The organism is Pantoea sp. X-Soil-YNGN-785, from assembly GCF_059730585.1.
The window spans coordinates 2357418-2383282 of record NZ_AP035942.1 but is presented as its reverse complement, the minus strand read 5'-3'; the positions used below and the strand labels follow the sequence as shown (position 1 = coordinate 2383282).

Here is a 25865-nt window from a genome sequence, read left to right as displayed (position 1 = left end):
ACCGGAGGCAGCATTGTCTTTACATCTGTTACATCAATTCCCGCGTCTTGAACTGCTTGGCGCACCCACACCGTTAGAACACCTGCCACGCCTTTCCGACTATTTGGGTCGCGATATTTTCATCAAACGTGATGACTTCACGCCGGTAGCGATGGGCGGCAACAAGCTGCGCAAGCTGGAGTTCCTGGCAGCTGATGCGCTGCGCGAAGGCGCCGATGTGCTGTTGACCGCGGGCGCAATCCAGTCTAACCATGTGCGTCAGACGGCGGCCGTCGCGGCCCGGCTTGGCCTGAAGTGTGTGGCGCTGCTGGAAAACCCGATTGGCACCCACGCTGAAAACTATCTGAGCAACGGCAACCGTCTGTTGCTGGACCTGATGAACGCGGAAGTGATTATGGTTGATGCACTGCACAACCCTACTGAACAGCTGGCAGAAGAGGCCACGCGTCTGGAAGCGCAGGGATTCCGCCCTTACATTGTGCCGGTCGGCGGCTCAAATGCGCTGGGTGCACTAGGCTATGTAGAGTGCGCGCAGGAGATCGCCCATCAGAGCGAAGGCGTGGTCGATTTCGCCGCCGTGGTTGTCGCCTCGGGCAGTGCCGGCACCCATGCCGGACTGGCGGTAGGCCTGGAGCATCTGTTGCCGGAAACTGAGCTGGTCGGCGTCACCGTTTCACGTCAGGTCGAAGCGCAGTTGCCGCTGGTAGAGCGTTTACGTCAGTCGCTGGCGGAGACGCTGGAAGTGCAGGCTACGGCACCGATCACGCTGTGGGATGACTATTTTGCGCCACGCTACGGTGAACCCAATGATGAAGGCATGGCGGCAGTGAAACTGCTGGCGCAGCTGGAAGGCATCCTGCTTGACCCGGTGTATACCGGCAAGGCGATGGCCGGATTGCTGGATGGCATCAACCAGAATCGTTTCCGCCGTGAAGGCCCGCTGCTGTTTATTCATACGGGCGGCGCACCGGCGTTATTTGCTTATCATCCTTCGGTCTGAGACAAGCGAATAAAACAGTTTATACTCCGTGCGTTATCATTCTGGACTGGCAGCAACACGCGGTGCTGCCCTTATAAGAACACACACACAATACTGTCAATAATGGGGTGAATATGTCCTTTTCTCGTGCAGGTCGTCAGATGGTGATGGGCGTCATGGCCGTGGCGCTGATTGCAGGCGTCAACGTTAAAACCTTTGCAGCCGAAAACCTGCTGAACAAAATTAAAGAGCGCGGCACGCTGCTGGTGGGTCTGGAAGGCACCTATCCGCCATTCAGCTTCCAGGATGAAAAGGGCAAGCTGACCGGCTTTGAAGTGGAATTCGCAGAACAGCTGGCGCAGCACATGGGTGTTAAGGCAAGCCTGAAACCGACCAAATGGGATGGCATGCTGGCCTCACTCGACGCGAAGCGCATCGATGTGGTGATCAACCAGGTCACCATCTCTGATGAGCGTAAGAAGAAGTATGATTTCTCTACGCCATACACGGTTTCCGGCATTCAGGCGCTGACGATGAAAGCCAACGCGGGCACCATCACTAAACCGGCCGATCTGGCGGGCAAGAAAGTGGGCGTGGGTCTCGGCACCAACTACGAGCAGTGGCTGCGTGAGAACGTGAAGGGCGTGGACATCCGTACTTATGATGATGACCCGACAAAATATCAGGATCTGCGCTCTGGCCGTCTGAATGCCATTCTGGTTGACCGTCTGGCTGCGCTGGATCTGGTCAAGAAAACCGGCGATACCATGGCAGTTGCGGGTGATGCCTTCTCCCGTCAGGAATCGGGTGTTGCGGTGCGTAAAGGCAACGACGATCTGCTGAAAGCGATCGATCAGGCCATTGCTGATATGCAGAAAGATGGCTCGCTGAGCAAGCTGTCTCAGAAATGGTTTGGCGCGGACGTGACGAAATAATGCAGGAAAGTCTTCAACTGGTGCTGGATTCAGCACCTTTTTTATTAAAAGGCGCGCTGTTTACGCTGCAGCTCAGCATCGGCGGCATGTTCTTCGGACTGCTGCTGGGCTTTATTCTGGCGCTGATGCGTCTGTCGCGCTTCTGGCCGGTTCGCTGGCTGGCGCGGATTTATGTCTCGATTTTCCGTGGCACCCCGCTGATCGCCCAGCTGTTTATGATCTACTACGGCCTGCCGCAGTTTGGCATTGAGCTGGATCCGATTCCGTCGGCAATGATAGGCCTTTCCCTGAACACCGCCGCGTATGCCTCTGAGTCACTGCGTGGCGCAATTGCATCGATCGAGCGTGGACAGTGGGAAGCGGCGGCGAGTATCGGTATGACCCGCTGGCAGACCCTGCGCCGGGTGATCCTGCCGCAGGCTGCGCGCACCGCGCTGCCTCCGCTGGGCAACAGCTTTATCAGCCTGGTGAAAGATACCTCGCTGGCGGCGACGATTCAGGTGCCGGAACTGTTCCGCCAGGCGCAGCTAATCACCTCGCGCACGCTGGAAGTCTTCACCATGTATCTGGCGGCCTCGCTGATTTACTGGGTGATGGCAACGGTGTTGTCTGCGTTGCAGAACCGGCTGGAACAGCATGTTAATCGTCAGGATTCGGAGTCGAAATGAGCGCCATCGAAGTCAGAAAGCTGGTGAAATCCTTTAACGGCCAGAAGGTGCTGCACGATATCGACCTTGATGTGGCCGCTGGTGAAGTGGTAGCGATTATCGGCCCCAGCGGCTCGGGTAAAACCACGCTGCTGCGCAGTATCAACCTGCTCGAAGTACCGGATAGCGGCACCATCCGCGTCGGGGAGATTACCGTGGATGCGGCGCTGGCACAGAGTAAGCAAAAGGAGCAGGTGCGTCGTCTGCGTCAGCAGGTCGGGTTTGTTTTCCAGAACTTCAATCTGTTTCCCCATCGTTCAGTGATGGAGAACATCATTGAAGGGCCGGTTATCGTTAAGGGCGAAGCGAAAGCGGATGCGGTAGCCCGCGCCCGCACGCTGCTGGAGAAGGTCGGGCTGCACGGCAAGGAAGAGAGCTATCCGCGTCGTCTGTCGGGTGGACAGCAGCAGCGCGTGGCGATCGCGCGTGCGCTGGCAATGCGGCCGGAAGTGATCCTGTTTGATGAACCGACCTCGGCGCTGGATCCGGAGCTGGTAGGAGAGGTGCTCAGCACCATTCGCGCACTGGCTGAAGAGAAGCGCACTATGGTCATCGTCACGCATGAGATGAGCTTTGCCCGCGACGTCGCTGACCGCGCTATTTTTATGGATCAGGGACGCATTGTGGAGCAGGGCGAGGCAAAAGCGTTGTTCAGTAATCCTCAGCAGCCGCGTACCCGTCAGTTTCTCGATAAGTTCCTCAGTCAGTAACCTCACTGCCTTCCCTGGAAGGCAGTTTTAACCGCCTTAATAATCTCACTTTTAAACGATAACGGGCGGCTGTCAGCATAATGCGCGCCGTAATATCACAACCTATTATTCAGCCGTTAAACCTTTTGCCACATCTGACAAATCTTTTCCTTTCATCGGATATTTAATGGTTTTTCCTGATGCCGCTTTCTCTTATTTATATTTGCTGCAATATGAAACATTATTACCCTTTAGCGTGGCTGTGGCGCTGATAATTAGCCTTTTTGCATTCTGATTAATAAGTGTAAGGAAAGGTTCTGCTGAGTAAATAACTGTGGCGTCAGGGCCACCCGGCGGCTTTTAAGAGTTTCGCTACATCCATCATCGGTTCAATGGCGAATAATCGCTGGATAATCATAAAAGCAATACTGATTTCCTCGCTTTTACTTTCCAGCATTCTGACCTACATAGCAGGAGTCATTGAATGAGCCAGACTAAGTCAGACCAGATATTATGGGTAGATACCCTGAAGGGCGCCTGCATATTGCTGGTGGTCCTGTACCACACGGTGTTACCGGGTTTTGAAGGGACGATGAAATATCTTTCTGCCGGATGGATTCCCGCTGAAATATGGATACAGTTTAATACGGTCCTGTCGCCGCTGCGTATGCCCGCCTTTTTCTTTGTGTCGGGATTGCTGGCGACCAATGGCATTATTAACCGCCCCTGGAAACAGGTCTTTACCAGTCGTATCACCAATCTCTTTTACCTCTATATTCTGTGGGGGTTTATTCAGTGGTGGTCCATTATTGGCATCTCCACTGAAATTACCGGCCAGCGCATTTCGCAGAATCTGAATGCCGCCTATGCCGGTTCGCTGTTTGAATTTCTCAAGCTGACCTTTATGGCCATGAGTACCTCGTGGTATCTCTATGGGTTGGGACTCTATTTCCTCTGTGCCAAAATTTTCCGTCAATATAAGCTGGCCCTGGTGGCGGTGGCGATTCTGCTGAATTATCTGGCGGTTGAAAAAGTGATCCCGTTCTGGGGACCTCAGAGCCTGGCGCAATATTTCCTGTTCTTCCTGTTAGGGGCGTTCTGGAGCCAGACGATGCTGCGCCTGAGTGAATGGCGGCGGGAGAACCTGATGCCCTGGGCGCTACTGGCCGCAGTCGCCGGGATTCATGTGATATTCGGTCTGGATAAGAGCCTGTTCCTGTGTGTGCTGGCGGTGTTGTTCAGCATCGCCGCCTGCCGCTGGCTGAATCAGCATTTCAGCATGCGCTATCTCAACTGGGTCGGCCGCAATACGCTGCAGATTTACGTCATCCACCGTATTTTCATCGAGTTCTTTGGGATGTCGGCCATTCTGTTCGCGCAGCGGCATCATCTGTTTGAGCAGGCGTGGTTTTCGTTCCTGTGGGCCTGCTTTTATCCGGTGGCTATCGTGGGGCTCTGTTCGCTCTGCTCAGTGGCGATCTGGTCGCTGACCAATCGCGGGGTGGGGCAGTCGCTGTTTGTGTTTCCGACGCTGATGAAGAGGGTGCCTGGCGGCGGGTGAGGGGCGCTTGCAGCGGGAAGAGGACGCTGTGCAGCGGGCGGGCTCTGAGAAGGTTACGCCCGCCAGGCGATGGGGAGTTTCAGGGTGCCCCTCCTAAAATCCCTGCCGGTTGGCGAATTTCGCTTTGCAGCGGGCTAACACTGAGGGGGGCTCGCCCGCCAGGCGGTGGGGAGTTTCAGGTTGCCTGTGCAGGCGGACGTGTCAAGGGGCGGACGCCCGCCCCTTAACAATCCCGGCGTCCGGCAGCCTGCGCGCCCCGCTGTGCGGGGTGCCTTCGTCACGCCCTGCGGCCAGCGGACCGTCCGGACGCGCCATCCCTGGCGCGAACCGTCCTTTCGCCGACGTCCTGTCGGCTCATCCTGGCCTCCGGTTGTTCCTCAGCGCTACGGATGCCTCTCCCAAACCCCCGCCTGTAATACCTTCTTTGTTTTTTCGGATGGCGTGTTGTCTGCTGGACTGAAAGCCAAAGCCAAAGCCAAAGCCAAAGTCAAAGCAAAAGCTAATCACGGAATCTTACCGCTACAATCTCAGTGCCCGAAGAAGACGTGATTACCACGGATAGAGTGTAAGGCCTTTCTGACTGCTGAGCCTGAAGCCAGAGGCAATCCTGAAAAACCACAGCGATAAAGTACCCAACACAAGAAGAAGAGATAACAGCGAGGGGTCAGGGAGGCCGTCAGAACCGCTGAGCGGATGAGGGATTTCAGGACGAGCGACAGGGATGTCGCGAAGAGGCGGGTTCGCGCCAGGGATGGCGCGTCCTGCCGGTCCGTGAGAAATCCTGAAGAAGCGAAGGAACCGCGAAGCGGCGGTGAAGCAGGCCGGAGCCGGGGGTCAAGGGGCGCGGCGACTGGCGCCCCTTGTCGGTCGCCTGCAGAGGCGTTACTGAAACTGCCCAACTGCTCAGGCGAACGAAACCCCTCTCAGCGCCCGTTCGCGCAGCGAACAATCCCAGCTTTAGCGCATGCATCTGCCAGGCGAACGAAACCCCTCTCAGAGCCCGTTCGCGCAGCGAACCACCCCAGCTTCAGCTCCGCAGCAGCCCGTTCGCGCAGCGAACACTCTCCGGCGAACGCTTATTACCCAATGGTCATCAGACTCGCATTACCACCCGCCGCCGCGGTATTCACACTCAGCGAGCGCTCAATCAGCAGACGCTCAAGCAGAAGATTGGTTTCGCCACGGGCGAAGCCCTGCACCGAAACAATCGCGCCGTCACGCGCTGCGATCTGCTCACAAAGCGTACGCAGCTGATCGGCATCGCCGTGATAGATCACCGCATCAAACTCTGCCGCTAACGGGTCACGTGCCAGCGTGATGCTCGCTTTCACGGCATCAGGCAGCGAGGCCCGCAGCGCGCGATGCAGCTCATCATCCTGCCACAGCGCTTTACTGCCCACGCTGGTGACCGCAGCCAGCTGGATCAACGCATCCTGCTCATTGTCCGCCAGACAGAGCACCAGATCGCGCGGCAGCAGCGAGAAGGTGTTGCGCTCGCCGGTCGGGCCAGGCAGCAGACGGACCACGCCCGCCTGGGCCAGCTCGCCATAGTGCTGGCAGAGTTGCGCCAGTTCAGGCTTATCTTTCGCCCAGTTGCTCAGCGCCTGATGCGGTGCCAGCAGCGACTGACGCAGCGTGCTGTCTGCCGGTCGCTCGGCATCCTGACGATCAAAGGTCAGACGCAGCGCGCCATCCGGGCGACTGGCCAGCAGGCGGTAGAGATAGAGCGGACCGCCCGCTTTCGGACCGGTTCCGGATAAGCCTTCGCCGCCAAACGGCTGAACGCCAACCACCGCGCCCACCATGTTGCGGTTCACGTAGAGGTTACCGACACGGGCGTTGGCCGTAACCTGTGCGATGGTCTCGTCGATGCGGGTATGCACACCCAGCGTCAGGCCATAGCCGGAGGCGTTGATCTGCTCAACCAGCTTCGGCAGGTTGTTGCGGGTGAAGCGCACTACATGCAGCACCGGTCCAAAAATCTCTTTGTCCAGATCGCTGACCTGATTCAGCTCAATCAGCGTCGGTTTGACAAAGGTGCCGCTGGTCCACTCTTTGCTGTCCTGCGGGTTATCCTGAACCGCCTGGTAAACCGTGAAGCCCTTGTTACGCATCGCCTGAATATGGCGATCGATATTGGCTTTTGCCTCGGCATCAATCACCGGGCCGATGTCGGTAGAGAAGCGCTCCGGATTGCCCATGCGGCACTCCGCCATCGCGCCGCGCAGCATCTTCAGCGTATGGTCGGCGACATCTTCCTGAATGCAGAGCAGACGCAGGGCAGAGCAGCGCTGTCCGGCACTGTCGAAGGCCGACGCGACGATATCGATCACCACCTGCTCAGTCAGCGCGGAGGAGTCAACGATCATCGCGTTCATCCCGCCGGTCTCCGCAATCAGCGGCACCGGGCGACCGTGTTGATCAAGACGACCGGCCAGATTCCGCTGCAGCAGGGTGGCGACTGCGGTTGAGCCGGTAAACATCACGCCACGGACCCGATTGTCCCCCGTCAGCTGCGCACCCACGGTTTCACCCTGACCCGGCAGCAGTTGCAGCACGCCCGGCGGTACACCCGCATCCAGCAGGATCTGAACTGCCTGTGCGGCAATCAGCGGTGTCTGCTCAGCCGGTTTGGCCAGCACGCTGTTGCCTGCTGCCAGTGCAGCCGCAATCTGGCCGGTAAAGATCGCCAGCGGGAAGTTCCACGGGCTGATACAGACCACCGGACCCAGCGGACGATGCGTTTCGTTGTCGAAATCGTCACGCACCATACCGGCGTAGTAATAGAGGAAATCAACCGCTTCGCGCACTTCCGCGATGGCGTTGTTATAGGTCTTGCCTGCTTCACGCACCAGGATGCCAAGCAGCTGCTGCATCTGGCCTTCCATAATCTGTGCGGCGCGTTCCAGAATCGCCGCACGCTCCTGTGGTGGGGTGGCAAACCAGATCGGTCCGCTGTTCACGGCGGCATCCATCGCCACAGAGACTTCCTGCTCTGTGGCTTCACGTACCTGACCCACACGATCGTTTGGTGCAGCCGGGTTCAGAATGTCGCGCAACTCACCCGCACCCGCTTCACCGTCGATCATCGGCTCGGCCAGGCAGGGCTGTGCAGCGCTGCTCAGCAGGGCGCTGGAGAGTGAGGCGAGACGGTGCTCGTTAGCCATATCCAGACCCGCTGAGTTGACGCGGTTCTCGCCATACAGCTCACGCGGCAGGGGGATCTTCGGATGCGGCAGGCCAATGGCGCCTTCGCTGATCCCCAGTTTCTCGACGGCAGTCACCGGATCGGCTACCAGCTCATCAATCGGCAGCGAGGTATCGGCAATGCGGTTTACGAACGAGGTATTGGCTCCGTTTTCCAGCAGTCGACGCACCAGATAGGCCAGCAGGGTTTCATGGGTCCCGACCGGCGCATAGATACGGCAGGGGCGATTCAGCTTGCCGTCCGCCACTTTGCCGACCACCTGCTCATACAGCGGTTCACCCATGCCGTGCAGACATTGGAACTCATACTGCCCCGGATAGTAGTTATTGCCTGCCAGCTGATAAATCGCGGCCAGGGTGTGGGCATTGTGCGTAGCAAACTGCGGATAGATCAGGCTGGGAACAGAAAGCAGTTTGCGGGCGCAGGCCAGGTAAGAGATATCAGTGTAAACCTTACGGGTGTAAACCGGGTAGCCTTCCAGACCTTCCATCTGGGCGCGCTTGATTTCGCTGTCCCAGTACGCGCCTTTCACCAGACGGATCATCAGACGACGGCGGCTGCGTTGCGCCAGATCGATCAGCTCATCGATCACAAACGGACAGCGTTTCATATAAGCCTGAATCACGAAGCCGATGCCGTTCCAGCCTTCCAGCTCTGGCTCGAAACAGAGTTTCTCCAGCATATCCAGCGACAGCTCCAGCCGGTCAGCTTCCTCTGCGTCGATGTTGATGCCGATGTCATAGGAGCGGGCCAGTAGCGTCAGTGATTTCAGAATAGGGTAGAGCTCTTCAATCACCCGCTCATACTGCGCGCGGCTGTAGCGGGGATGCAGAGCTGAGAGTTTGATGGAGATGCCCGGGCCTTCATAAATGCCACGACCATTCGACGCTTTACCGATGGCGTGAATCGCCTGCTGATAAGAGAGCAGATAGGCTTTGGCATCGCCTGCGGTCAGGGCCGCTTCGCCCAGCATATCGTAAGAGTAACGGAAGCCTTTCTCTTCCAGCTTGCGGGCGTTCGCCAGCGCTTCAGCAATGGTTTCACCGGTGACGAACTGCTCACCCATCAGACGCATCGCCATATCCACGCCTTTTCGGATCAGGGGCTCGCCGCCCTTACCGATGATGCGGTTGAGCGAGCTGGAAAGATTCGCCTCGTTGTGGGTCGAGACCAGACGGCCGGTAAACAGCAGGCCCCAGGTCGCGGCGTTGACAAACAGCGACGGGCTGCGGCCCAGATGCGATTGCCAGTTGCCGTTGCTAATCTTGTCGCGGATGAGCGCATCGCGCGTTGGCTTGTCAGGAATACGCAGCAGCGCCTCTGCAAGGCACATCAGCGCCACGCCTTCATGTGAAGAAAGAGAGAACTCCTGAAGCAGGCTTTGCACCATACCGGCGCGTCCGGTCGCACCTTTCTGGTGCCGAAGCTTGTCGGCGAGCTGATAAGCCAGCTGATGGGTTTTCTCTGCCAGCGCTGCCGGTAAGCGCGCCTGCTCCAGCATCATTGGCACTGCATCGGTCTCAGGACGACGCCAGGCGGCGGTCACTGCTGAACGCGTCACCGACTGAGGTAAAATCTGCTCTGCGAAGTCAAGGAACGGCTGGTGCGTCTCCTCTGGCTGGGTGTCGTCAGACTCGGCCGCCGCCTGGGCAGAAAGCGGGATCTCCGGCACGGCATCGCCGCTCTCCAGCTGGCCCAGGTAGTTAAAGATGGCCTGTTTAATCAGCCAGTGTGGCGTGCGATCAATACGCTGCGCAGCCAGTTTGATGCGCTCACGTGTTGCGTCATCCAGTTTCACACCCATGGTGGTTGTAGCCATGACTCCAGAGCTCCTTGATAGTGGTTCGATACGGCGTTGGCTGCACTATCACTTAAGTTGCAACTTTGTGCAACCGTGTTAAATGTGAGCCAGTTAACACCCTTCTTACATCGGCAATTGTTAAATCCCGCAATGCGGCACGGATATTGCTGCAAGATCCTCGCCAGGTCGGCAGGCCCGATAAAAAGCGGGTTTACGGCCGGTTATACAGAGGTACAACCGGATAACTGTGAGCGAGTGCAACCTATCAGCACGTTTTCACAAACGGTTAGTGAAATCACTGTAACGCCTGTGTTAAATCCATTGTGCGCGGAACGCCTTTCCGGCAGGATACCGCGCCGCTGGGAAATGACTGACGCCCTGACGAAGAAAATCGACCCGCTTTGCCCCGTTCCGGCAGGCGGGTAGCTGGCGATTTCTCTGGGATATCAAATAATAAGTGGAGAGACAGATGAGTGTAAGTACACCAATGCTGGTGACCTTTGTGGTTTATATTCTTGGGATGGTATTAATCGGTTTTGCGGCTTATCGCTCGACCAAAAACTTCGATGATTACATCCTCGGTGGCCGCAGTCTGGGTAGCGTGGTCACGGCACTCTCTGCCGGTGCATCCGATATGAGCGGCTGGCTGCTGATGGGCTTACCGGGTGCCATCTTCATTTCCGGCATCTCTGAGAGCTGGATTGCGATTGGCCTGACCATCGGTGCCTGGCTGAACTGGAAAATCGTGGCCGGTCGCCTGCGTGTTCAGACCGAGCATCACAATAATGCCCTGACCCTGCCGGACTTCTTTACCAGCCGCTTTGAAGACCACAGTAAAATTCTGCGCGTCATCTCCGCTATTGTGATTCTGGTATTCTTCACCATCTACTGCGCCTCGGGCGTTGTGGCCGGTGCGCGACTGTTTGAAAGCACCTTTGGTATGGATTACCAGACGGCTCTGTGGGCGGGTGCAGCGGCAACCATCCTCTATACGCTGGTGGGCGGTTTCCTGGCGGTGAGCTGGACCGATACCGTTCAGGCAAGCCTGATGATTTTTGCGCTGATCCTGACGCCGGTGTTTGTCATTATCGCAGTAGGCGGCTGGTCCGATTCGCTGACGGTGATTGAGGCGAAAAGCCTTGAAAACCTCGACATGCTCAAAGGGCTGAACTTCGTTGCGGTCATCTCCCTGCTCGGCTGGGGTCTGGGCTACTTCGGGCAACCCCATATTCTGGCGCGCTTTATGGCGGCAGATTCGCATCGCTCTATCCGCACCGCACGCCGTATCGGTATGGCGTGGATGGTGCTCTGTCTGGCGGGCGCGGTGGCAGTCGGCTTCTTCGGTATTGCCTACTTCCAGAACAACCCGACCCTGGCAACCGGCGTCAATGACAACGCTGAGCGCGTCTTTATCGAGCTGGCACGCATTCTCTTCAACCCGTGGATTGCCGGCATTCTGCTGTCAGCGATTCTTGCTGCCGTAATGTCCACACTGAGCTGTCAGCTGCTGGTCTGCTCCAGCGCCCTGACTGAAGACCTCTATAAAGGCTTCCTGCGCAAAAATGCCAGTCAGAAAGAGCTGGTATGGGTAGGGCGTCTGATGGTGCTGCTGGTGGCGCTGATTGCGATTGCGCTGGCGTCGAACCCGGAAAACCGTGTGCTGGGCCTGGTAAGCTACGCCTGGGCGGGCTTTGGTGCGGCGTTTGGTCCGGTGGTACTGTTCGGCGTCTGCTGGAAGCGTATGAACCGCAACGGTGCGCTGGCGGGGATGATCATCGGTGCCCTCACCGTACTGGTATGGAAACAGTATGGCTGGCTGGGCCTGTATGAAATCATCCCTGGCTTCATTTTCGCCAGCATCGCGATTGTGGTCTTCAGCCTGATGGGTCGTGAACCGTCAGCCGAAGCGCAGCAGCGATTTACTGCCGCAGAAGCGGAGTTCCAGACCAAATAAGCGAAGCGTTAGTCATGAAAGCCCGCGCCGTAAGGAGCGGGCTTTTTTTGTTACAAAGATAAATCACCCAAAGATGAAATTATCTCCGCCGGTAACTTGTTTTTTTCGCAGCGATAATGATAATCGGTATCGTTTACACTTTACCTGATTTTACTGTTCATTGACGCTGCTTAACATTCAAGAGGTTGGCGATGTTTGTTCCTTTTCTCATCATGCTGCGCGAAGGGCTCGAAGCCGCGCTGATAGTCAGCCTGATAGCCAGCTATCTCAAGCGCACCCAGCGCACCCAATGGTTTCCGGCGATGTGGGCGGGCGTGTTTATCGCCGCTGCGCTCTGTCTGGGCCTTGGCCTGTTCATCAATGCCACTACCGGTGAATTCCCGCAAAAAGAACAGGAGCTGTTTGAGGGCATTGTGGCGGTGATTGCGGTGGTAATCCTGACATCAATGGTTTTCTGGATGCGTAAAGTCGCCCGCAACATCAGGGTCGAGCTTGAGCAGGCGGTGGATCAGGCGCTGCAACGTTCAGGGCGGGGCGGTCTGGCGCTGGTGCTGATGGTGTTTCTTGCCGTGGCACGTGAAGGGCTGGAGTCGGTGTTCTTCCTGCTGGCGGCGTTTACGCAGGATGTCGGTTATGCGCCACCGATTGGCGCGGTACTGGGGCTGGCAACCGCCGTGGTGCTGGGCATGCTGCTTTACTGGGGCGGTATCCGTCTGAACATGGCGCATTTCTTCCGCTGGACCAGCGTCTTCATCCTGTTTGTCGCGGCGGGCCTTGCAGCCGGTGCGATTCGCGCCTTCCACGAAGCGGGATTATGGAATCGCTTTCAGGATGTGGCCTTCGATCTCAGCAATACCTTATCGACCCATTCGCTTTTCGGCACGCTGCTGGAAGGCATTCTGGGTTATCAGGAGACGCCAAGCGTTAGTGAAGTGACGATTTACTTCGTCTACCTGATCCCGGCGCTGATTCTGTTCTTTATGCCTGCGCGTCCTGCTGCGTCGGCCACGGTGTAATCAGACATTTTTTTGGCGCGCCCGTCGCGCCTGCAACTTAACAGGGAATATCGAGATGACAATGCGTTTCCGCCGCAAGGCACTGCTGCTTCCTCTGCTGGCAATTTCTGCTTCCGCGGCTGCGGCGGTTCCTCAGGTTACCGTTAGCGTCAACGACAAGCAGTGTGAGCCGATGAGCTTAACGGTCAAGGCTGGCAAGACCCAGTTTCTGATTAAAAACAACAGCCAGAAGGCGCTGGAGTGGGAAATCCTGAAAGGGGTGCTGGTGGTTGAAGAGCGTGAAAACATCGCGCCAGGCTTCAGTCAGAAGCTGACCGCCAATCTGGAAGCCGGCGAATATGAGATGACCTGTGGCCTGCTGAGCAACCCAAAAGGCAAGCTGATTGTAAAGGGTGAGGGCGCAGCGACAAACAGCACTTCCGCACGTATGCAGCTGGAAGGTCCAATCACCGAATATAAAGCTTATGTGACGGATCAGGTGAACCAGCTGGTCAGCAACACCCAGGCGTTCACGGATGCCGTTAAAGCGGGTGATGTGGAAAAAGCCAAAGCACTGTTTGCCCCAACGCGTCAGTATTACGAGCGTATTGAGCCGATTGCTGAGCTGTTCTCCGATCTCGACGGCAGTATCGATGCCCGTGAAGATGACTACGAGAAGAAATCAGCTGATCCGAAGTTCACCGGTTTCCACCGTCTGGAAAAAGCCCTGTTTGCTGATAACAGCACCAAAGACATGGCGGACTACGCGGATAAGCTGAATAAAGATGTGAAAGATCTGCAGGTGCGCATCAGCGAACTGGCTTTCCCGCCAGCCAAAGTCGTCGGCGGCGCAGCCGGTCTGATTGAAGAAGTGGCTTCCAGCAAAATCTCCGGCGAAGAAGATCGCTACAGCCGCACCGACCTGTGGGATTTCCAGGCCAATATTGATGGTGCACAGAAAATCGTTGAGCTGCTGCGACCGCTGGTGAGCAAAGCGAATCCGCAGCTGCTGGCCAAAGTTGACGCCAACTTCAAAAAAGTGGATGCGATCCTGAGCAAGTACCGCACCCAAACCGGTTTCGAATCCTATGAGAAGCTGACCAGCGCCGACCGTAACGCGCTGAAAGGGCCGATCACCGCCCTGGCGGAAGATCTTTCATTACTTCGTGGCACTCTGGGTCTGGATTAATCATGAGTCGTAAGGAAGATGACGCGCAGCCTGCGCGTCGTCGTTTACTGAAAGGACTGGGTCTGCTGGGCGGCGCGGCGGCCATCGGCGGCGGCTGTCCGTTCCATACCGCTGCCGCTGACAGCTTTTCGCCGGGTACGGTGACGCCGCAGGCGCGACAGCAGACGCAGCCGTTTTATGGTCAGCATCAGGCGGGTATCACGACGCCCCAGCAGGCATCAATGATGCTGGTGGCGTTTGATCTGCTCAGCAGCGATAAAGCTGAACTGAAGCGTCTGTTTCAGCTGCTGACCCAGCGTATCGCTTTTCTCACGGCGGGCGGTCCGGCACCTGCGGTCACCAATCCGCAACTGCCTCCGATGGACTCCGGTATTCTGGGGGCGACTATCGCGCCGGATAATCTGACGATTACTGTGTCGGTCGGGCATTCGCTGTTTGATGAACGCTTTGGTCTGGCGCCGCATAAGCCGAAAAAACTGCAGCTGATGACGCGCTTCCCCAATGATTCGCTGGATGCCAGCCAGTGTCACGGCGATTTGCTGTTACAACTCTGTGCCAACACGCAGGATACGGTGATTCATGCCCTGCGTGACATCATCAAGCATACGCCCGATCTGCTGGGTGTACGCTGGCGGCGCGAAGGTTTCATCTCCGACCACGCGGCACGCAGTCAGGGGCAGGAGACGCCGATCAATCTGCTGGGCTTTAAAGATGGCACGGCGAATCCGGATACCCGTGATTCTGCGCTGATGAATCAACTGCTTTGGGTGACCGCGGACCAGGAAGAACCGGTCTGGGCACGCAACGGCAGCTATCAGGCCGTGCGGCTTATCCGCTTTCACGTGGAAATGTGGGACCGCACGCCGCTGGGTGAGCAGCAGACCATTTTTGGCCGCGAGAAGCTGAGCGGTGCGCCGCTGGGGATGAAGCATGAGCGTGACGTGCCGGATTACGCCCGAGATCCGGACGGCGATGTGATTGCACTGGATGCGCATATCCGCCTTGCTAACCCTCGCACACCTGAGACGGCCAGCAGCCTGATGCTGCGACGCGGCTACAGTTACTCGGCGGGTATCTCCGCCTCCGGCCAGCTGGAGATGGGGCTGTTATTCGTCTGCTACCAGCACGATCTGGAACGTGGGTTTCTTACCGTGCAGCAGCGTCTGAACGGTGAAGCGCTGGAAGAATATATCCGGCCTTTTGGTGGCGGTTACTTTTTTGCTTTGCCCGGTGTCCCCGACGCCAGCCATTATTTAGCGCAGCCGTTGCTGGAGTCCTGATTAAATTTTAACCATCGCAGGCGGCTCATCCCTGACCGCCTGCCTTTTCGGTTTCAGCACTTTGCTTACTGAGTTTTCGCTGAGATTAAGCCGTTGCCTGATATATATAAAATAATCTAAGTGACTGTAATATATGAATTTTACATTTATTCTTAAAAAAATAGTTACGTGTGATTAGCAATTCCTTTGCCAGCAGGTAAAATTACTATTGCAAAAGTCCAACGAAATGATGCACTTTATTCAACAGGCGTAATCGGATGTGTCGATGTATCACACTGGAGTTCGCGCATGGGTCGAGTCTTTTATGGAACGTTACTGTCACTGAATAAATTGCGCCTGACCGCGAGGACAATTCTGCCTCGTTATTTCTCCCTTCCTTCAACCATTTCTTTTGTCTTAGCACAGCCTGTTTTATCCGGTGTTCAGCCACGCTATTGCGCTGCTGCATACCCACTATCCTGTCCTGTCATGGCTCAAAAGGAAGCCAACTGAAACCTCTAAAGCGTTCACGTAATCGCAACGGGCCACCGGCCTCGCGCAGGAAATGAAACCAACTGAAAGGTGCCACTATGGGAAGACAGAAAGCAGTGATCAAAGCGCGTCGGGAAGCAAGAAGAGTGCTTCGTAATGACTCACGGAGTCATCGTCAGCGTGAAGAGGAGTCGGTCACTTCGCTGGTGCATATGAGCGGACTGGATGCAATTGGCATGGCGCGCGATACGCGTGACCGGCTACCGATTGAAGCCCGTAATGAAGCTCAGGCGCACTATCTTAATGCCATAGGAACGAAACAGCTGATCTTTGCAACCGGTGAGGCCGGATGTGGTAAAACCTGGATTAGTGCTGCGAAAGCGGCTGAGGCCCTGATTAATAAGGATATCGACAGGATTATTGTTACGCGCCCGGTACTTCAGGCAGATGAGGATTTGGGATTCCTGCCCGGTGATATTTCTGAGAAATTCGCCCCTTATTTCCGTCCGGTTTATGACATTCTGGTTAAACGTCTTGGCGCATCATTTATGCAATATTGTCTGCGTCCGGAAATTGCCAAAGTAGAGATTGCGCCCTTCGCCTATATGCGTGGCCGCACCTTTGAAAATGCAGTGGTAATTCTGGATGAGGCGCAGAACGTGACCGCCGCGCAGATGAAAATGTTCCTGACCCGACTGGGCGAAAACGTCACGGTCATTGTTAACGGCGATATCACCCAGTGCGACTTGCCCGCTGGGGTGCCTTCCGGTCTCGCGGACGCGCTGGTGCGTTTTGAAGAGGACGAGATGGTGGGCATTGTGCGCTTTGGCAAAGAGGATTGTGTGCGTTCTGCGCTGTGTCAGCGCACCCTGCACGCATATAGCTAGCGTTTGATTGAGTAGAAGTGTAGCGCCCAAACCCGGCCCCGGCCGGGTTTTCTTATTGTGGGGCAGCGTCGCACGCTCCGCTGTCCAGCATGCTGCGCATGCGGTCGTTCTCCGGCGGGGCTTCTCACCCCTCTTACTGTGCAATAGGCAAAAAAAAGCCTGAACGTTTGTTCAGGCTCTTCTTTGAATGTGGCGGTGAGAGGGGGATGGATTCGGTTCGCTCACCCTGCGGGCAGCGTCGCAGGCTCCGCTGTCCAGCATGCTGCGCATGCGGTCGTTCTCCGGCGGGGGTTCTCACCCCCTCTCGCAATGCAATATGCAAAAAAAAGCCTGAACGTTTGTTCAGGCTCTTCTTTGAATGTGGCGGTGAGAGGGGGATGGATTCGGTTCGCTCACCCTGCGGGCAGCGTCGCAGGCTCCGCTGTCCAGCATGCTGAGCATGCTGTCGAACCCCGGCGGGGCTTCTCACCCCCCTTACTGTGCAATAGGCAAAAAAAAAGCCTGAACATAAGTTCAGGCTCTTCTTTAGAATGTGGCGGTGAGAGGGGGATTCGAACCCCCGATACGTTGCCGTATACACACTTTCCAGGCGTGCTCCTTCAGCCACTCGGACACCTCACCACATTTACTTCGCTGACCGCGCTGGGTCAACGGGGCGGTACTATAGGGAGTCGGCTGAAAAGGGTCAAGCACTATTTTTTTCTTTCGATCTATTCGCTTAAGCTCTGAACGAATCGATTTACTGCGGCTTAAAATCGGGCATTTATGCGCCATATTCCACAGTAATAAAGAAGCTGATCGGGTCATGTTAAGGACCGCGTGACGACTGAAATAACCCGGAGCGACGTCCGGGCCTGTATCCCAGCCAGACGCCGCTCCGTCAGACGCTAAATCAGCTCTTCACCCGATTAGCGAAGCTTTTACGCAGCTTCTGCAGTTTCGGTGGGATGACCGCCATGCAGTAACCGTTGCGCTGACCGGCGCCTTCCCAGTAATCCTGATGATAGGCTTCAGCCGGATACCACTCTTTCAGCGGCTCAATGGTGGTCACAACCGGCACATCATGATCAGCCTGGGCGCGTTCAATGGCGGCGCGCGCTTCTGCTTCCTGCTCGGCATTCGCCGGGAAAATGGCAGAGCGATACTGGGTGCCGATATCATTGCCCTGACGGTTCAGCTGGGTCGGATCATGCGTGACAAAGCTGATATCCAGCAGATCGCCATAAGTTACCTGCTCCGGATCAAAGCCAATGCGGATCGCTTCTGCATGACCGGTTGCGCCACTGCAGACCTGCTCATAGGTCGGATTAGGACGCGCACCACCGGTATAGCCGCTTTCAACCGACTCTACGCCGATCACATCTTTAAATACCGCTTCGGTACACCAGAAACAGCCGCCAGCGATAACTGCGTATTCGATTGCCATAATAATTTACTCCTGTCAGGTCGAAAGAGGTGAATGGGGGCGCAGCAGAGCGCTTTCAACTAGATGAGCATCTCCGGTTTAAAATCTCCGCTCTTATCCAGCATTTTATCGCTCATCACGCTAAACCGGCCTTCACCGGTGTAGTGCAGGGTCGGGGGATATTCCGGCTGCTCAGCGACATGCGCTTTGACGATCTCAAAAATAAACAGGTTGTAGCGGGCGACCATGGCGTCGTCATAAAGCTGGCATTCAAAGCTGGCAAAACATTCGGCAATCATCGGCGCACCCACTACCTGAGCCGGCTCCGGCGTCAGGCCAAAGGCTTCAAACTTATCAATACTGTCACCGTGGCTGTTGCCGACAGCCACCACTTCATTAATCAGCGAGGCGGAAGGAATATTCAGCACGCACTGACCGCTGTTGCGGATCAGCTCGTGGCTGTGATTCATACCGGCAATCATGCAGCCGACCAGGGACGGCGAGAACTCCAGCACCGTGTGCCAGCCGAGCGTCATGATGTCATGCTGATCCTGATACTGCGAGCTGAGCAGCAGCACCGGTCCCGGCTCAAGGTATTTGCGGGCTTTGCTGACCGGAAAAGCATATTTGTGCATGCGTTGGCTCATGGCGTAGCTCCTTTAACGGAAGGGTGCCATTAAGTGTAGAGCACACTGCGGGTGCGGCGGAAAGGTCAGCAGCCATAAAGGCAAGGTCAACGGGGAAACAGGGCAGAGCAGACATTTTAACGACAATCTCACGAGCTTAAGGTTTCCTTAATATGCAGTCGCGATACTGCCTGCTTTAACGGAGGATAATGCTATGAAAACTGCGCCTGCTACCCTGTCTGTCACTGCTTCACGTCCGATGAGCGAATATGCGGCACTGCTGATCGCCGCAGCAACGGTTGTTCTGTTCCTGTCTGCCTGGTTTACCGCTTAAAACTTAATGACGGCCCGGCAACCGCTCCGGTCGCGACGGTTCTCTAAGAAAAACTGAAAACGGTGTAACTGGACGATGCGGCTGACAATGCTCAGCCCGAGTCCGATACCGCCATAGCGACTGTCCATCCGGATAAACGCTTTACTCAGCTCGCCACTTTTACTCTCATCAATGCCCGGTCCCTCATCTTCCACTACCATCATGGGCTGTGGCACAGACAACAGCTGCACGCTGATGGTGCTGTTATCCGGGCTATAGCGATGGGCGTTCTCAACCAGATTACGCAGCAACATCTTCAGCAGGGTCGCATCACCACGCACAAACTGCTCCTGCGGCAGATCCAGCACCAGCGTCTGCTGATGCGCCTCCAGCATAATACTCAGCTCCGCTTCCATCGGCAGGATCACATCTTCAATCAGCCCGACGTTCTGATAGGTGCCCGAAGTGAATGACTGTCCGGCACGCGCCAGATTCAGCAGCTGCGACACGCTGTGCGTCATCTGATCAAGACGCTGCACCAGCGGCTGAACTTTGACATCGCTGTTGCGTTCGATTAACTCCAGATGCAGCCGTAATCCCGCCAGCGGTGTGCGCAACTCATGCGCCACGTCGGCGGTAAACAGCCGCTCGCGCTCCAGACTGCTGTTGAGGCGGGCGACCAGCTGATTGATCGCCTGAGTCACCGCATCGATCTCATGAACCTGACTGTGACAGGCGACGGGATCGAGATTCTCTTCGCTGCGGCTTTCGAGTTCCCGCTGCAGCTGATAGAGCGGCCGGGTGATCCATTTCACCGCCTGATAGCAAAGCAGCAGCGTCAGCGTAATCATCACCAGGCTCGGCACCGCCAGGCTGGCCACCGCTTCATGGACTTCTCGCTTCACGTGACTGTCCATGTTGCGCTTCTGCAGTTGGGCTTCCACCAGAAACTGAATCTGCTCTTTACTTTCATGCCACAGCCAGACCACGCTGATCACCTGGAAGACCAGCAGAATCAGACCAATGGTCAGGATCAGGCGAAAGCGCATACTGCGGTGATCGAAACGTTTTATCATGTTGCCTCGCGAACGCCATCCTGCGTCACCAGCGCATAACCAAACCCGCGTACGGTACGAATGGCGCTCTTGCCAATTTTGTCGCGCAGATTATGGATATGCACTTCCAGCGTATTAGTAGAAGGCTCGGTCTCCCAGTTATAGATGTCCTGGTAGAGAATTTCACGGTGAACCGGATTGCCGGCCTTCAGCATCAGTCGTGACAGAATCGCGAACTCTTTGGGCGTCAGATCCAGCAACACATCATTAAGCATGATCTGGCGATGTGTCATATCCAGCGCCAGCGCACCCACTCTGACATGACTGTCGCCCTGATTGACGTGACGGCGAATCAACGCGCGGATCCGCGCCAGCAACTCATCCAGCGAAAACGGTTTGATCAGATAGTCGTCCGCCCCGGCATCGAGTCCGGCAATGCGCTCGCTGATGGTGTCGCGCGCGGTCAGTATCAGCACCGGCGTCATCTTTTTCTGCCGCCGCAGTCGTATCAGGAAATGCAGGCCATCTTCGTCCGGCAAACCCAGATCCAGCACCACCAGACTATAGAGGCCGCTGGCGAAATGCGCTTCAGCATCCCGCACCCGCGTCACGCCATCGCAGACATAGCCTTCGCCTTCCAGCGCCAGCATCAGGCCCTGCAGCAGCAGCGCATCATCTTCAACAATCAGTATCTTCATTAAGGTTGGCTCCGACACGACGTCAAAATATCATCCGCAGGCACATATTCGTGGGTCGCGGTGCCGGTTAATCCCAGCATGGTTGAAAACAGATTATCCTGTGAAAAATCGTCTGTCGCCGCCAGTTTATTCAGACAGCCGCGATTAACCGCATAACGTTTCTGATAATCATCGGACAGCCAGATCAGCATCGGCACATGTTTCTGCGTATCCGGGGCAATAGCATAGGGCAGGCCATGCAGGTAAGCGCCATTTTCACCCAGCGATTCACCGTGATCAGAAAGATAGACCAGGCTGGTGGTGAAGCGATCCTGATGCGCGCGCAGGAGATTGATTGCTTTATCGACAATATGATCCACATTGACCAGCGTGTTGTCATAGGTGTTGATCAGCTGTTGTTGCGAACAGTCCTGAATCTGATTGGTATCACAGGTCGGTTCAAACTGACGGAACTGTGGCGGATACCGATGGCTGTAGGTCGGGCCATGACTGCCAATGGTATGCAGGACAATGACCCCGTTGCCTTTCAGCTGACTGATGTAGTCGTCCAGCCCGTGGAACAGCACGTCGTCATAACACTCTCCATTAATACACATGCCGGGCAGGTTCAGGCTGGTCATGTCCTGATGCGGCACCCGGTCACAGGCACCTTTGCAGCCACCATCATTTTCATTCCATAACACACTGATGCCAGCGCGCTGAATAATATCCAGTAGTCCCTCCTGATGCGCAGCCAGCACATCATCATAGTGCGCGCGCGGCATGTTGGAGAACATGCAGGGCACCGAAACCGCCGTCGCCGTGCCGCACGAGGTGGTGTGCGGGAAATAGATCACATCGTCTTTCGCCAGTAAAGGATTGGTCAGACGACCGTAACCACCCAGCGAGAAGTTTTGCGCGCGCGACGTCTCTCCCAGCACCAGAATCGTCAGATTCGGCTTACCGCTGCTGCGGCTGGGCTGCAGATGGGCATCTTCACCGATGCGCACCAGCGGTACATTCTGCAGTTGCTCATGCTTATACCAGGAGAGCGTTGCCGCAATGCTGTTCGACGGGTTGAGCGCTTTAACCAGCTCGCGGTTGTTGCGGAACAGCGAAGCGTAATCTTTATAGAAGAGCAGGGCGACCAGCACGATCAGCGCGGCGGAAAGCAGCACGCTAAGCAGTCGCGCCAGTATGCCACGCCACTGCTGCCGTTTTATGCGCGGCCAGAACACCAGCAACGTCATCAGCACGCCCGAGGTGAGCAGGGTGAAGAGCAGCTGCGGCGTAATCAGCGCAAAGGATTCAGAAGCGGTGGTATCCATCATGTTGGTGATCATCGAACGATCGACCACGATGTTATAAGTCTGAATAAAAAACTGTGCCGACGCAGAGAGTAGAATAAACAGGGCGGCCAGCAGCCGATCCAGCCAGACAAACGAGGCCAGCGTAATCACGATGTTAATCACGCTAAAGGCGACTACAGGCATCGATAAAAATACCAGCGTGGTATGCAGGTTGTTCAGCGGCATGACCGCCAGCACCTGACGGTAATAAGCGATATTAAGGAAAACCGCGATATAAACCGCAGCCAGGATCAGCAAACTTAGGCGGCTAATCAGCGGCCTCTTCAGGGTAAACGCCATGTGAGCAGGAACCAGAGTAATAAAAGTGTCACGAGATTGCGCTTTCTATATTAGGAAAACCTTAAGAAACTTAAGCTTTGAAGAATGTCATTCGTATGGAATACGTAACGGGTATCACTCCAGCGTGATGCGGACCGATACCGCTACGATTATTAAAAAAGGAACAGGTGTAAATGGCGCTTTTCTGCTGACTTAACCGCAGCGGCTGGCATGAAAAGTGCATATTTTTGGCATAACCCCTGTTAATGACTACACTTAATGTGAAGATGTTCTCAGTTAGCCAGTATTGTCAGCAATGCGCTTGCAAGTTTGAGGAGAGTGACCTATCCAATCACCGCGTTTTACCCCTCAATCACCGCTTTATCAGAATTTCCCGCTTGCTGACCTGACTGCGTCAGGACATTCTTGTTTTAACTCAATGTTTTATTAAATTTGATTTTCAGGAGAAGTAACGTGACCCAAGCGGCAGACACCCATGCCAGGTACCCGACATTAAGCAGCGGGCAGTACGCCTTCTTTTTTGATGTCGACGGTACGCTGGCAGCGATACAGTCCCGTCCCGAAGCGGTATTTATTCCTGAGCAGGTCATCGCACAACTTCAACAGCTCTCTGCGCTTTCTCAGGGCGCACTGGCGCTGGTCTCCGGCAGACCCATCGAACAACTGGATGCGCTGGCTGCGCCGTGGTACGGCCCGGCGGCGGGCGTGCATGGCGCTGAGCGTCGTGATGCAGAGGGGCATGTGCAGCGCATCAGCCTGCCTGTTGAGGTCGAAAAAAATCTCAGGAAGGAATTGCAGGATGCGATGGCATGCTGGCCTGGCACTCAGCTTGAGGTGAAAGGCATGGCCTTTGCACTTCACTACCGTCAGGCGATGCAGCATGAGCAGGATGTGTTGCGACTGGCTGAACAGTCAGTGAAGCGTTTCCCGGGACTGGCGCTTCAGCCAGGGAAATGCGTGGTTGAGATTAAACCGGCAGGCATCGATAAAGGTGCCGCAATCAGCGACTTTATGCAGCAGCCCCCTTTTGCCGGACGCACGCCAGTCTTTATTGGCGACGATTTGACGGATGAGAAGGGCTTCCTGGCCGTTAACGAACGGCAGGGCGTCTCAGTTAAAGTCGGCGAAGGGTCAAGCCAGGCCGGTTATCGGCTAAATGATGTCGATGCCGTTTATGGCTGGCTGGAAAGAACATTATTACTATTAGAGCAAGACAACGTCGGTAAGGAGTTTAGGTTATGAGTCGTTTAGTGGTTGTATCTAACCGTGTCGCCATGCCAGATGGGTCTAAAACCAGCGCAGGCGGCCTGGCCGTCGGCATTCTCGATGCACTGAAAAGCACCGGTGGATTATGGTTTGGCTGGAACGGTGAAATCAGCGAGTTCACCGGCGAAGAAGTAGAAGACGTCAGTGTGCAGGAACATGAAGGTATCGAGTATGCTTCCTTCCCGCTGAGCCAGAACGATTACGATCTCTATTATTGCCAGTTCTCAAACACGGTTATCTGGCCCGCCTTCCATTATCGCCTCGATCTGGTGCAGTTCCAGCGTGAAGCGTGGGAAGGGTATTGCGAGGTTAATGACGCGGTGGCGCAGCGCTTAAAACCGCTGATCAAACCGGATGATATTGTCTGGATCCACGATTATCATTTCTTACCCTTTGCTGCCGCGCTACGTCGGGCCGGTATTAATAACCGCATCGGCTTCTTCCTGCATATTCCGTTCCCGACGCCAGAAATATTCAATGCACTGCCTCCGCACAAAGAGCTGCTGGAAATGCTGTGTGAATATGACCTGCTTGGCTTCCAGACTGAATCGGATCGGGTGGCGTTCCTGGACAGCGTCAGTCAGCTTACGCAACTGCAGAATAAAGGCGACAAAAAGCATCGCGCCTTTGGCAACACCTTTATGACTGAGGTCTATCCAATCGGGATTGAGCCAGACAGTATTAAAGAGATGGCCGAAGGGCCACTGCCGCCGAAAATGGCTGCCATGAAGAAAGAGCTGGGCGATGCACGCAACATTATTGCCTGCGAACGTCTCGACTATTCCAAAGGACTGCCGGAGCGTTTTCTTGCCTATGAAGCGCTGCTGGAAAACTTCCCGCAGCATCGCGGCAAAATCCGTTACTCGCAGATTGCACCGACCTCACGTGGTGATGTGCAGGCCTATCAGGATATCCGGCATCAGCTGGAGACCGAAGCAGGACGGATTAACGGTAAGTACGGTACGCTGGGCTGGACCCCGCTTTACTACCTTAACCAGCATTTCGACCGTCGCCTGCTGATGAAAATCTTCCGCCTGACCGATGTGGGTCTGGTGACGCCGCTGCGTGATGGCATGAACCTCGTCGCGAAAGAGTATGTGGCTGCGCAGGACCCGGACGATCCGGGTGTACTGGTGCTGTCGCGCTTTGCCGGTGCCGCCAACGAACTGACTTCAGCGCTGATAGTGAATCCGTATGACCGCGATGAAGTTGCTGCTGCGCTGGACAAGGCGATTACTATGCCGCGCACCGAAAGGATTTCACGCTACAACGACATGATGGCGGTATTGCGCAAAAACGACATTACCGCCTGGCGTGAGAGCTTCCTGAATGACCTGGAGCGTATTGACCCACGCAGTGTTGACCACAGCACCGTGAATAAGGTAGCGACCTTCCCGAAACTCGCCTGACCTGAGCCTTTATCGCAATAATGGAAGCAGTGATACCACCCTGGTATCGCTGCTTTTTTTCGGCCCAGCTCACAGAAAACTCGCCTGCTATCTGTTAATGACGCTGTGCGGTGATTTTGTGCCGATGTCCTCAGTGGCAGCTCAGAGTGGCCCGATATATGCAGGGAATCCCGAAAACCCAGTCATACCGCTGCCCGCCGCTTTCTTTAACTACTTTGCTAAAGTTTTTTTTCAGACTGCCGATAGTGATAGAGCCAACGTATAACCTGCCGTTAATTCATTCGTCTTTCTTATGTAACCCCTTGTTACATCGGGTGTCGGAGCCTGAACATTCTGCTGTCACTGTTAACGCCAGGTTGCCAGAAGCCCCTCTTACTGCCGTAGAAATCTTAACGATTTCATTACTCACACCCTGCGATACTCCCCTTAAGTAACTAATTTAACAGCAAATAAGGCCCCGCCTTGCCAGCATAATATGCTGACAACCCTCTTTTAGATGGTTCTAAATAGGGTGTTAAAACGATTAACACCCGATAATCATTCCGGACTGCTTAAAGCGTCGAATAGCGATGCTTTTACCCCCTATTAAACCTTTCTCAGGACGAATTGGACTTAAAAACACACTTTTTTGTTCAAAAAGTGACCGGTCGGTAAGTAATCGTAAAGGGTTGCTGAAGAAATTTGCGTTAAAAGTGTGATTTGCGTCACACTTTATCTAAAATTTCATCTGACTGTCGTTGTATGTCGAAATCAGACGATATAGATTTGCGTTGTTTTCGGAATAGTCCTAAAAAATGTAATAAGACGTC

General features: G+C 55.4%; 18 protein-coding genes and 1 tRNA gene. 12 read left to right on the top strand and 7 right to left on the bottom strand.

The genetic code is table 11. The features are described from left to right. Positions 1-13: 13 nt before the first annotated feature. The 5 genes from AC6I8E_RS11130 to AC6I8E_RS11110 all read left to right on the top strand — a co-directional run bounded on the left by AC6I8E_RS11130 (position 14) and on the right by AC6I8E_RS11110 (position 4871). Complete coding sequence (locus tag AC6I8E_RS11130) at positions 14-1000, top strand: D-cysteine desulfhydrase (RefSeq protein WP_497823977.1); 987 nt, start codon at positions 14-16, stop codon at positions 998-1000. Between the two features lie 113 nt (positions 1001-1113). Further along, a complete protein-coding gene (gene tcyJ / locus AC6I8E_RS11125) occupies positions 1114-1914 on the top strand; it encodes a cystine ABC transporter substrate-binding protein (RefSeq protein ID WP_013358252.1) in 801 nt (266 codons plus the stop codon). After that, entirely contained in the window at positions 1914-2582 is a 669-nt protein-coding gene (gene tcyL / locus AC6I8E_RS11120) for a cystine ABC transporter permease (RefSeq protein ID WP_013358251.1), read from the top strand. Before tcyJ ends, tcyL begins: the two co-directional genes overlap by 1 nt. Further along, complete coding sequence (gene tcyN / locus AC6I8E_RS11115; RefSeq protein WP_497822513.1) at positions 2579-3331, top strand: L-cystine ABC transporter ATP-binding protein TcyN; 753 nt, start codon at positions 2579-2581, stop codon at positions 3329-3331. The genes tcyL and tcyN overlap by 4 nt, the downstream gene beginning before the upstream one ends. Before the next feature lie 463 nt (positions 3332-3794). Further along, positions 3795-4871, top strand: a complete 1077-nt coding sequence (locus tag AC6I8E_RS11110) for an acyltransferase family protein (protein ID WP_497823976.1) — start codon at positions 3795-3797, stop codon at positions 4869-4871. 1079 nt (positions 4872-5950) lie between these two features. Here the strand turns inward: AC6I8E_RS11110 and putA are convergent. Further along, the gene (gene putA / locus AC6I8E_RS11105) at positions 5951-9898 is read right to left on the bottom strand and encodes a trifunctional transcriptional regulator/proline dehydrogenase/L-glutamate gamma-semialdehyde dehydrogenase (protein ID WP_497823975.1); all 3948 of its coding nucleotides are present in this window, start codon (positions 9896-9898) and stop codon (positions 5951-5953) included. Between the two features lie 451 nt (positions 9899-10349). On the opposite strand from putA, the gene putP reads away from it, so the two are divergent. From putP to phoH, 5 genes are all read left to right on the top strand, one after another. Continuing rightward, a complete protein-coding gene (gene putP / locus AC6I8E_RS11100; RefSeq protein ID WP_095707017.1) occupies positions 10350-11834 on the top strand; it encodes a sodium/proline symporter PutP in 1485 nt (494 codons plus the stop codon). A gap of 191 nt (positions 11835-12025) precedes the next feature. Then, positions 12026-12850, top strand: a complete 825-nt coding sequence (gene efeU, locus AC6I8E_RS11095) for an iron uptake transporter permease EfeU (RefSeq protein ID WP_033783356.1) — start codon at positions 12026-12028, stop codon at positions 12848-12850. Positions 12851-12905: 55 nt separating this feature from the next. Continuing rightward, positions 12906-14018 carry an iron uptake system protein EfeO gene (gene efeO / locus AC6I8E_RS11090; protein WP_497823974.1) on the top strand — a complete coding sequence of 371 codons (1113 nt, stop codon included), beginning with the start codon at positions 12906-12908 and terminating at the stop codon, positions 14016-14018. A 2-nt stretch (positions 14019-14020) separates the two neighbouring features. After that, the gene (gene efeB / locus AC6I8E_RS11085) at positions 14021-15298 is read left to right on the top strand and encodes an iron uptake transporter deferrochelatase/peroxidase subunit (RefSeq protein ID WP_195857959.1); all 1278 of its coding nucleotides are present in this window, start codon (positions 14021-14023) and stop codon (positions 15296-15298) included. Positions 15299-15867: 569 nt separating this feature from the next. Further along, entirely contained in the window at positions 15868-16656 is a 789-nt protein-coding gene (phoH, locus tag AC6I8E_RS11080; protein WP_190285949.1) for a phosphate starvation-inducible protein PhoH, read from the top strand. A 533-nt stretch (positions 16657-17189) separates the two neighbouring features. Here phoH and AC6I8E_RS11075 read toward each other — a convergent pair. The 6 genes from AC6I8E_RS11075 to eptA all read right to left on the bottom strand — a co-directional run bounded on the left by AC6I8E_RS11075 (position 17190) and on the right by eptA (position 22381). Next, positions 17190-17277 (bottom strand) — tRNA-Ser (locus AC6I8E_RS11075). 271 nt (positions 17278-17548) lie between these two features. Continuing rightward, positions 17549-18082: a peptide-methionine (S)-S-oxide reductase MsrA gene (gene msrA, locus AC6I8E_RS11070; protein WP_013358241.1), complete on the bottom strand. Its 534-nt coding sequence runs from the start codon at positions 18080-18082 to the stop codon at positions 17549-17551. A 59-nt stretch (positions 18083-18141) separates the two neighbouring features. Next, a complete protein-coding gene (locus tag AC6I8E_RS11065; protein WP_033783350.1) occupies positions 18142-18708 on the bottom strand; it encodes a flavin reductase family protein in 567 nt (188 codons plus the stop codon). A gap of 309 nt (positions 18709-19017) precedes the next feature. Then, the gene (pmrB, locus tag AC6I8E_RS11060) at positions 19018-20076 is read right to left on the bottom strand and encodes a two-component system sensor histidine kinase PmrB (RefSeq protein ID WP_013358238.1); all 1059 of its coding nucleotides are present in this window, start codon (positions 20074-20076) and stop codon (positions 19018-19020) included. Then, positions 20073-20753, bottom strand: a complete 681-nt coding sequence (pmrA, locus tag AC6I8E_RS11055; protein WP_090960117.1) for a two-component system response regulator PmrA — start codon at positions 20751-20753, stop codon at positions 20073-20075. The genes pmrB and pmrA overlap by 4 nt, the downstream gene beginning before the upstream one ends. Then, the gene (gene eptA, locus AC6I8E_RS11050; protein ID WP_497823973.1) at positions 20753-22381 is read right to left on the bottom strand and encodes a phosphoethanolamine transferase EptA; all 1629 of its coding nucleotides are present in this window, start codon (positions 22379-22381) and stop codon (positions 20753-20755) included. Before eptA ends, pmrA begins: the two co-directional genes overlap by 1 nt. Positions 22382-22834: 453 nt before the next feature. Here eptA and otsB point away from each other — a divergent pair, with 453 nt between their 5' ends. Next, positions 22835-23623 carry a trehalose-phosphatase gene (gene otsB / locus AC6I8E_RS11045; protein ID WP_033783347.1) on the top strand — a complete coding sequence of 263 codons (789 nt, stop codon included), beginning with the start codon at positions 22835-22837 and terminating at the stop codon, positions 23621-23623. After that, a complete protein-coding gene (otsA, locus tag AC6I8E_RS11040; protein WP_147789038.1) occupies positions 23620-25056 on the top strand; it encodes an alpha,alpha-trehalose-phosphate synthase in 1437 nt (478 codons plus the stop codon). The genes otsB and otsA overlap by 4 nt, the downstream gene beginning before the upstream one ends. Positions 25057-25865: the final 809 nt, after the last annotated feature.

Coding starts and splice junctions, on each gene's coding strand:
- efeO (WP_497823974.1), top strand. CDS start 12,906: ATGACAATGCGTTTCCGCCGCAAGGCACTGCTGCTTCCTCTGCTGGCA.
- putA (WP_497823975.1), bottom strand. CDS start 9,898: ATGGCTACAACCACCATGGGTGTGAAACTGGATGACGCAACACGTGAG.
- phoH (WP_190285949.1), top strand. CDS start 15,868: ATGGGAAGACAGAAAGCAGTGATCAAAGCGCGTCGGGAAGCAAGAAGA.
- AC6I8E_RS11065 (WP_033783350.1), bottom strand. CDS start 18,708: ATGAGCCAACGCATGCACAAATATGCTTTTCCGGTCAGCAAAGCCCGC.
- tcyN (WP_497822513.1), top strand. CDS start 2,579: ATGAGCGCCATCGAAGTCAGAAAGCTGGTGAAATCCTTTAACGGCCAG.
- otsA (WP_147789038.1), top strand. CDS start 23,620: ATGAGTCGTTTAGTGGTTGTATCTAACCGTGTCGCCATGCCAGATGGG.
- tcyJ (WP_013358252.1), top strand. CDS start 1,114: ATGTCCTTTTCTCGTGCAGGTCGTCAGATGGTGATGGGCGTCATGGCC.
- msrA (WP_013358241.1), bottom strand. CDS start 18,082: ATGGCAATCGAATACGCAGTTATCGCTGGCGGCTGTTTCTGGTGTACC.
- tcyL (WP_013358251.1), top strand. CDS start 1,914: ATGCAGGAAAGTCTTCAACTGGTGCTGGATTCAGCACCTTTTTTATTA.
- pmrB (WP_013358238.1), bottom strand. CDS start 20,076: ATGATAAAACGTTTCGATCACCGCAGTATGCGCTTTCGCCTGATCCTG.
- eptA (WP_497823973.1), bottom strand. CDS start 22,381: ATGGCGTTTACCCTGAAGAGGCCGCTGATTAGCCGCCTAAGTTTGCTG.
- putP (WP_095707017.1), top strand. CDS start 10,350: ATGAGTGTAAGTACACCAATGCTGGTGACCTTTGTGGTTTATATTCTT.
- pmrA (WP_090960117.1), bottom strand. CDS start 20,753: ATGAAGATACTGATTGTTGAAGATGATGCGCTGCTGCTGCAGGGCCTG.
- AC6I8E_RS11110 (WP_497823976.1), top strand. CDS start 3,795: ATGAGCCAGACTAAGTCAGACCAGATATTATGGGTAGATACCCTGAAG.
- efeU (WP_033783356.1), top strand. CDS start 12,026: ATGTTTGTTCCTTTTCTCATCATGCTGCGCGAAGGGCTCGAAGCCGCG.
- efeB (WP_195857959.1), top strand. CDS start 14,021: ATGAGTCGTAAGGAAGATGACGCGCAGCCTGCGCGTCGTCGTTTACTG.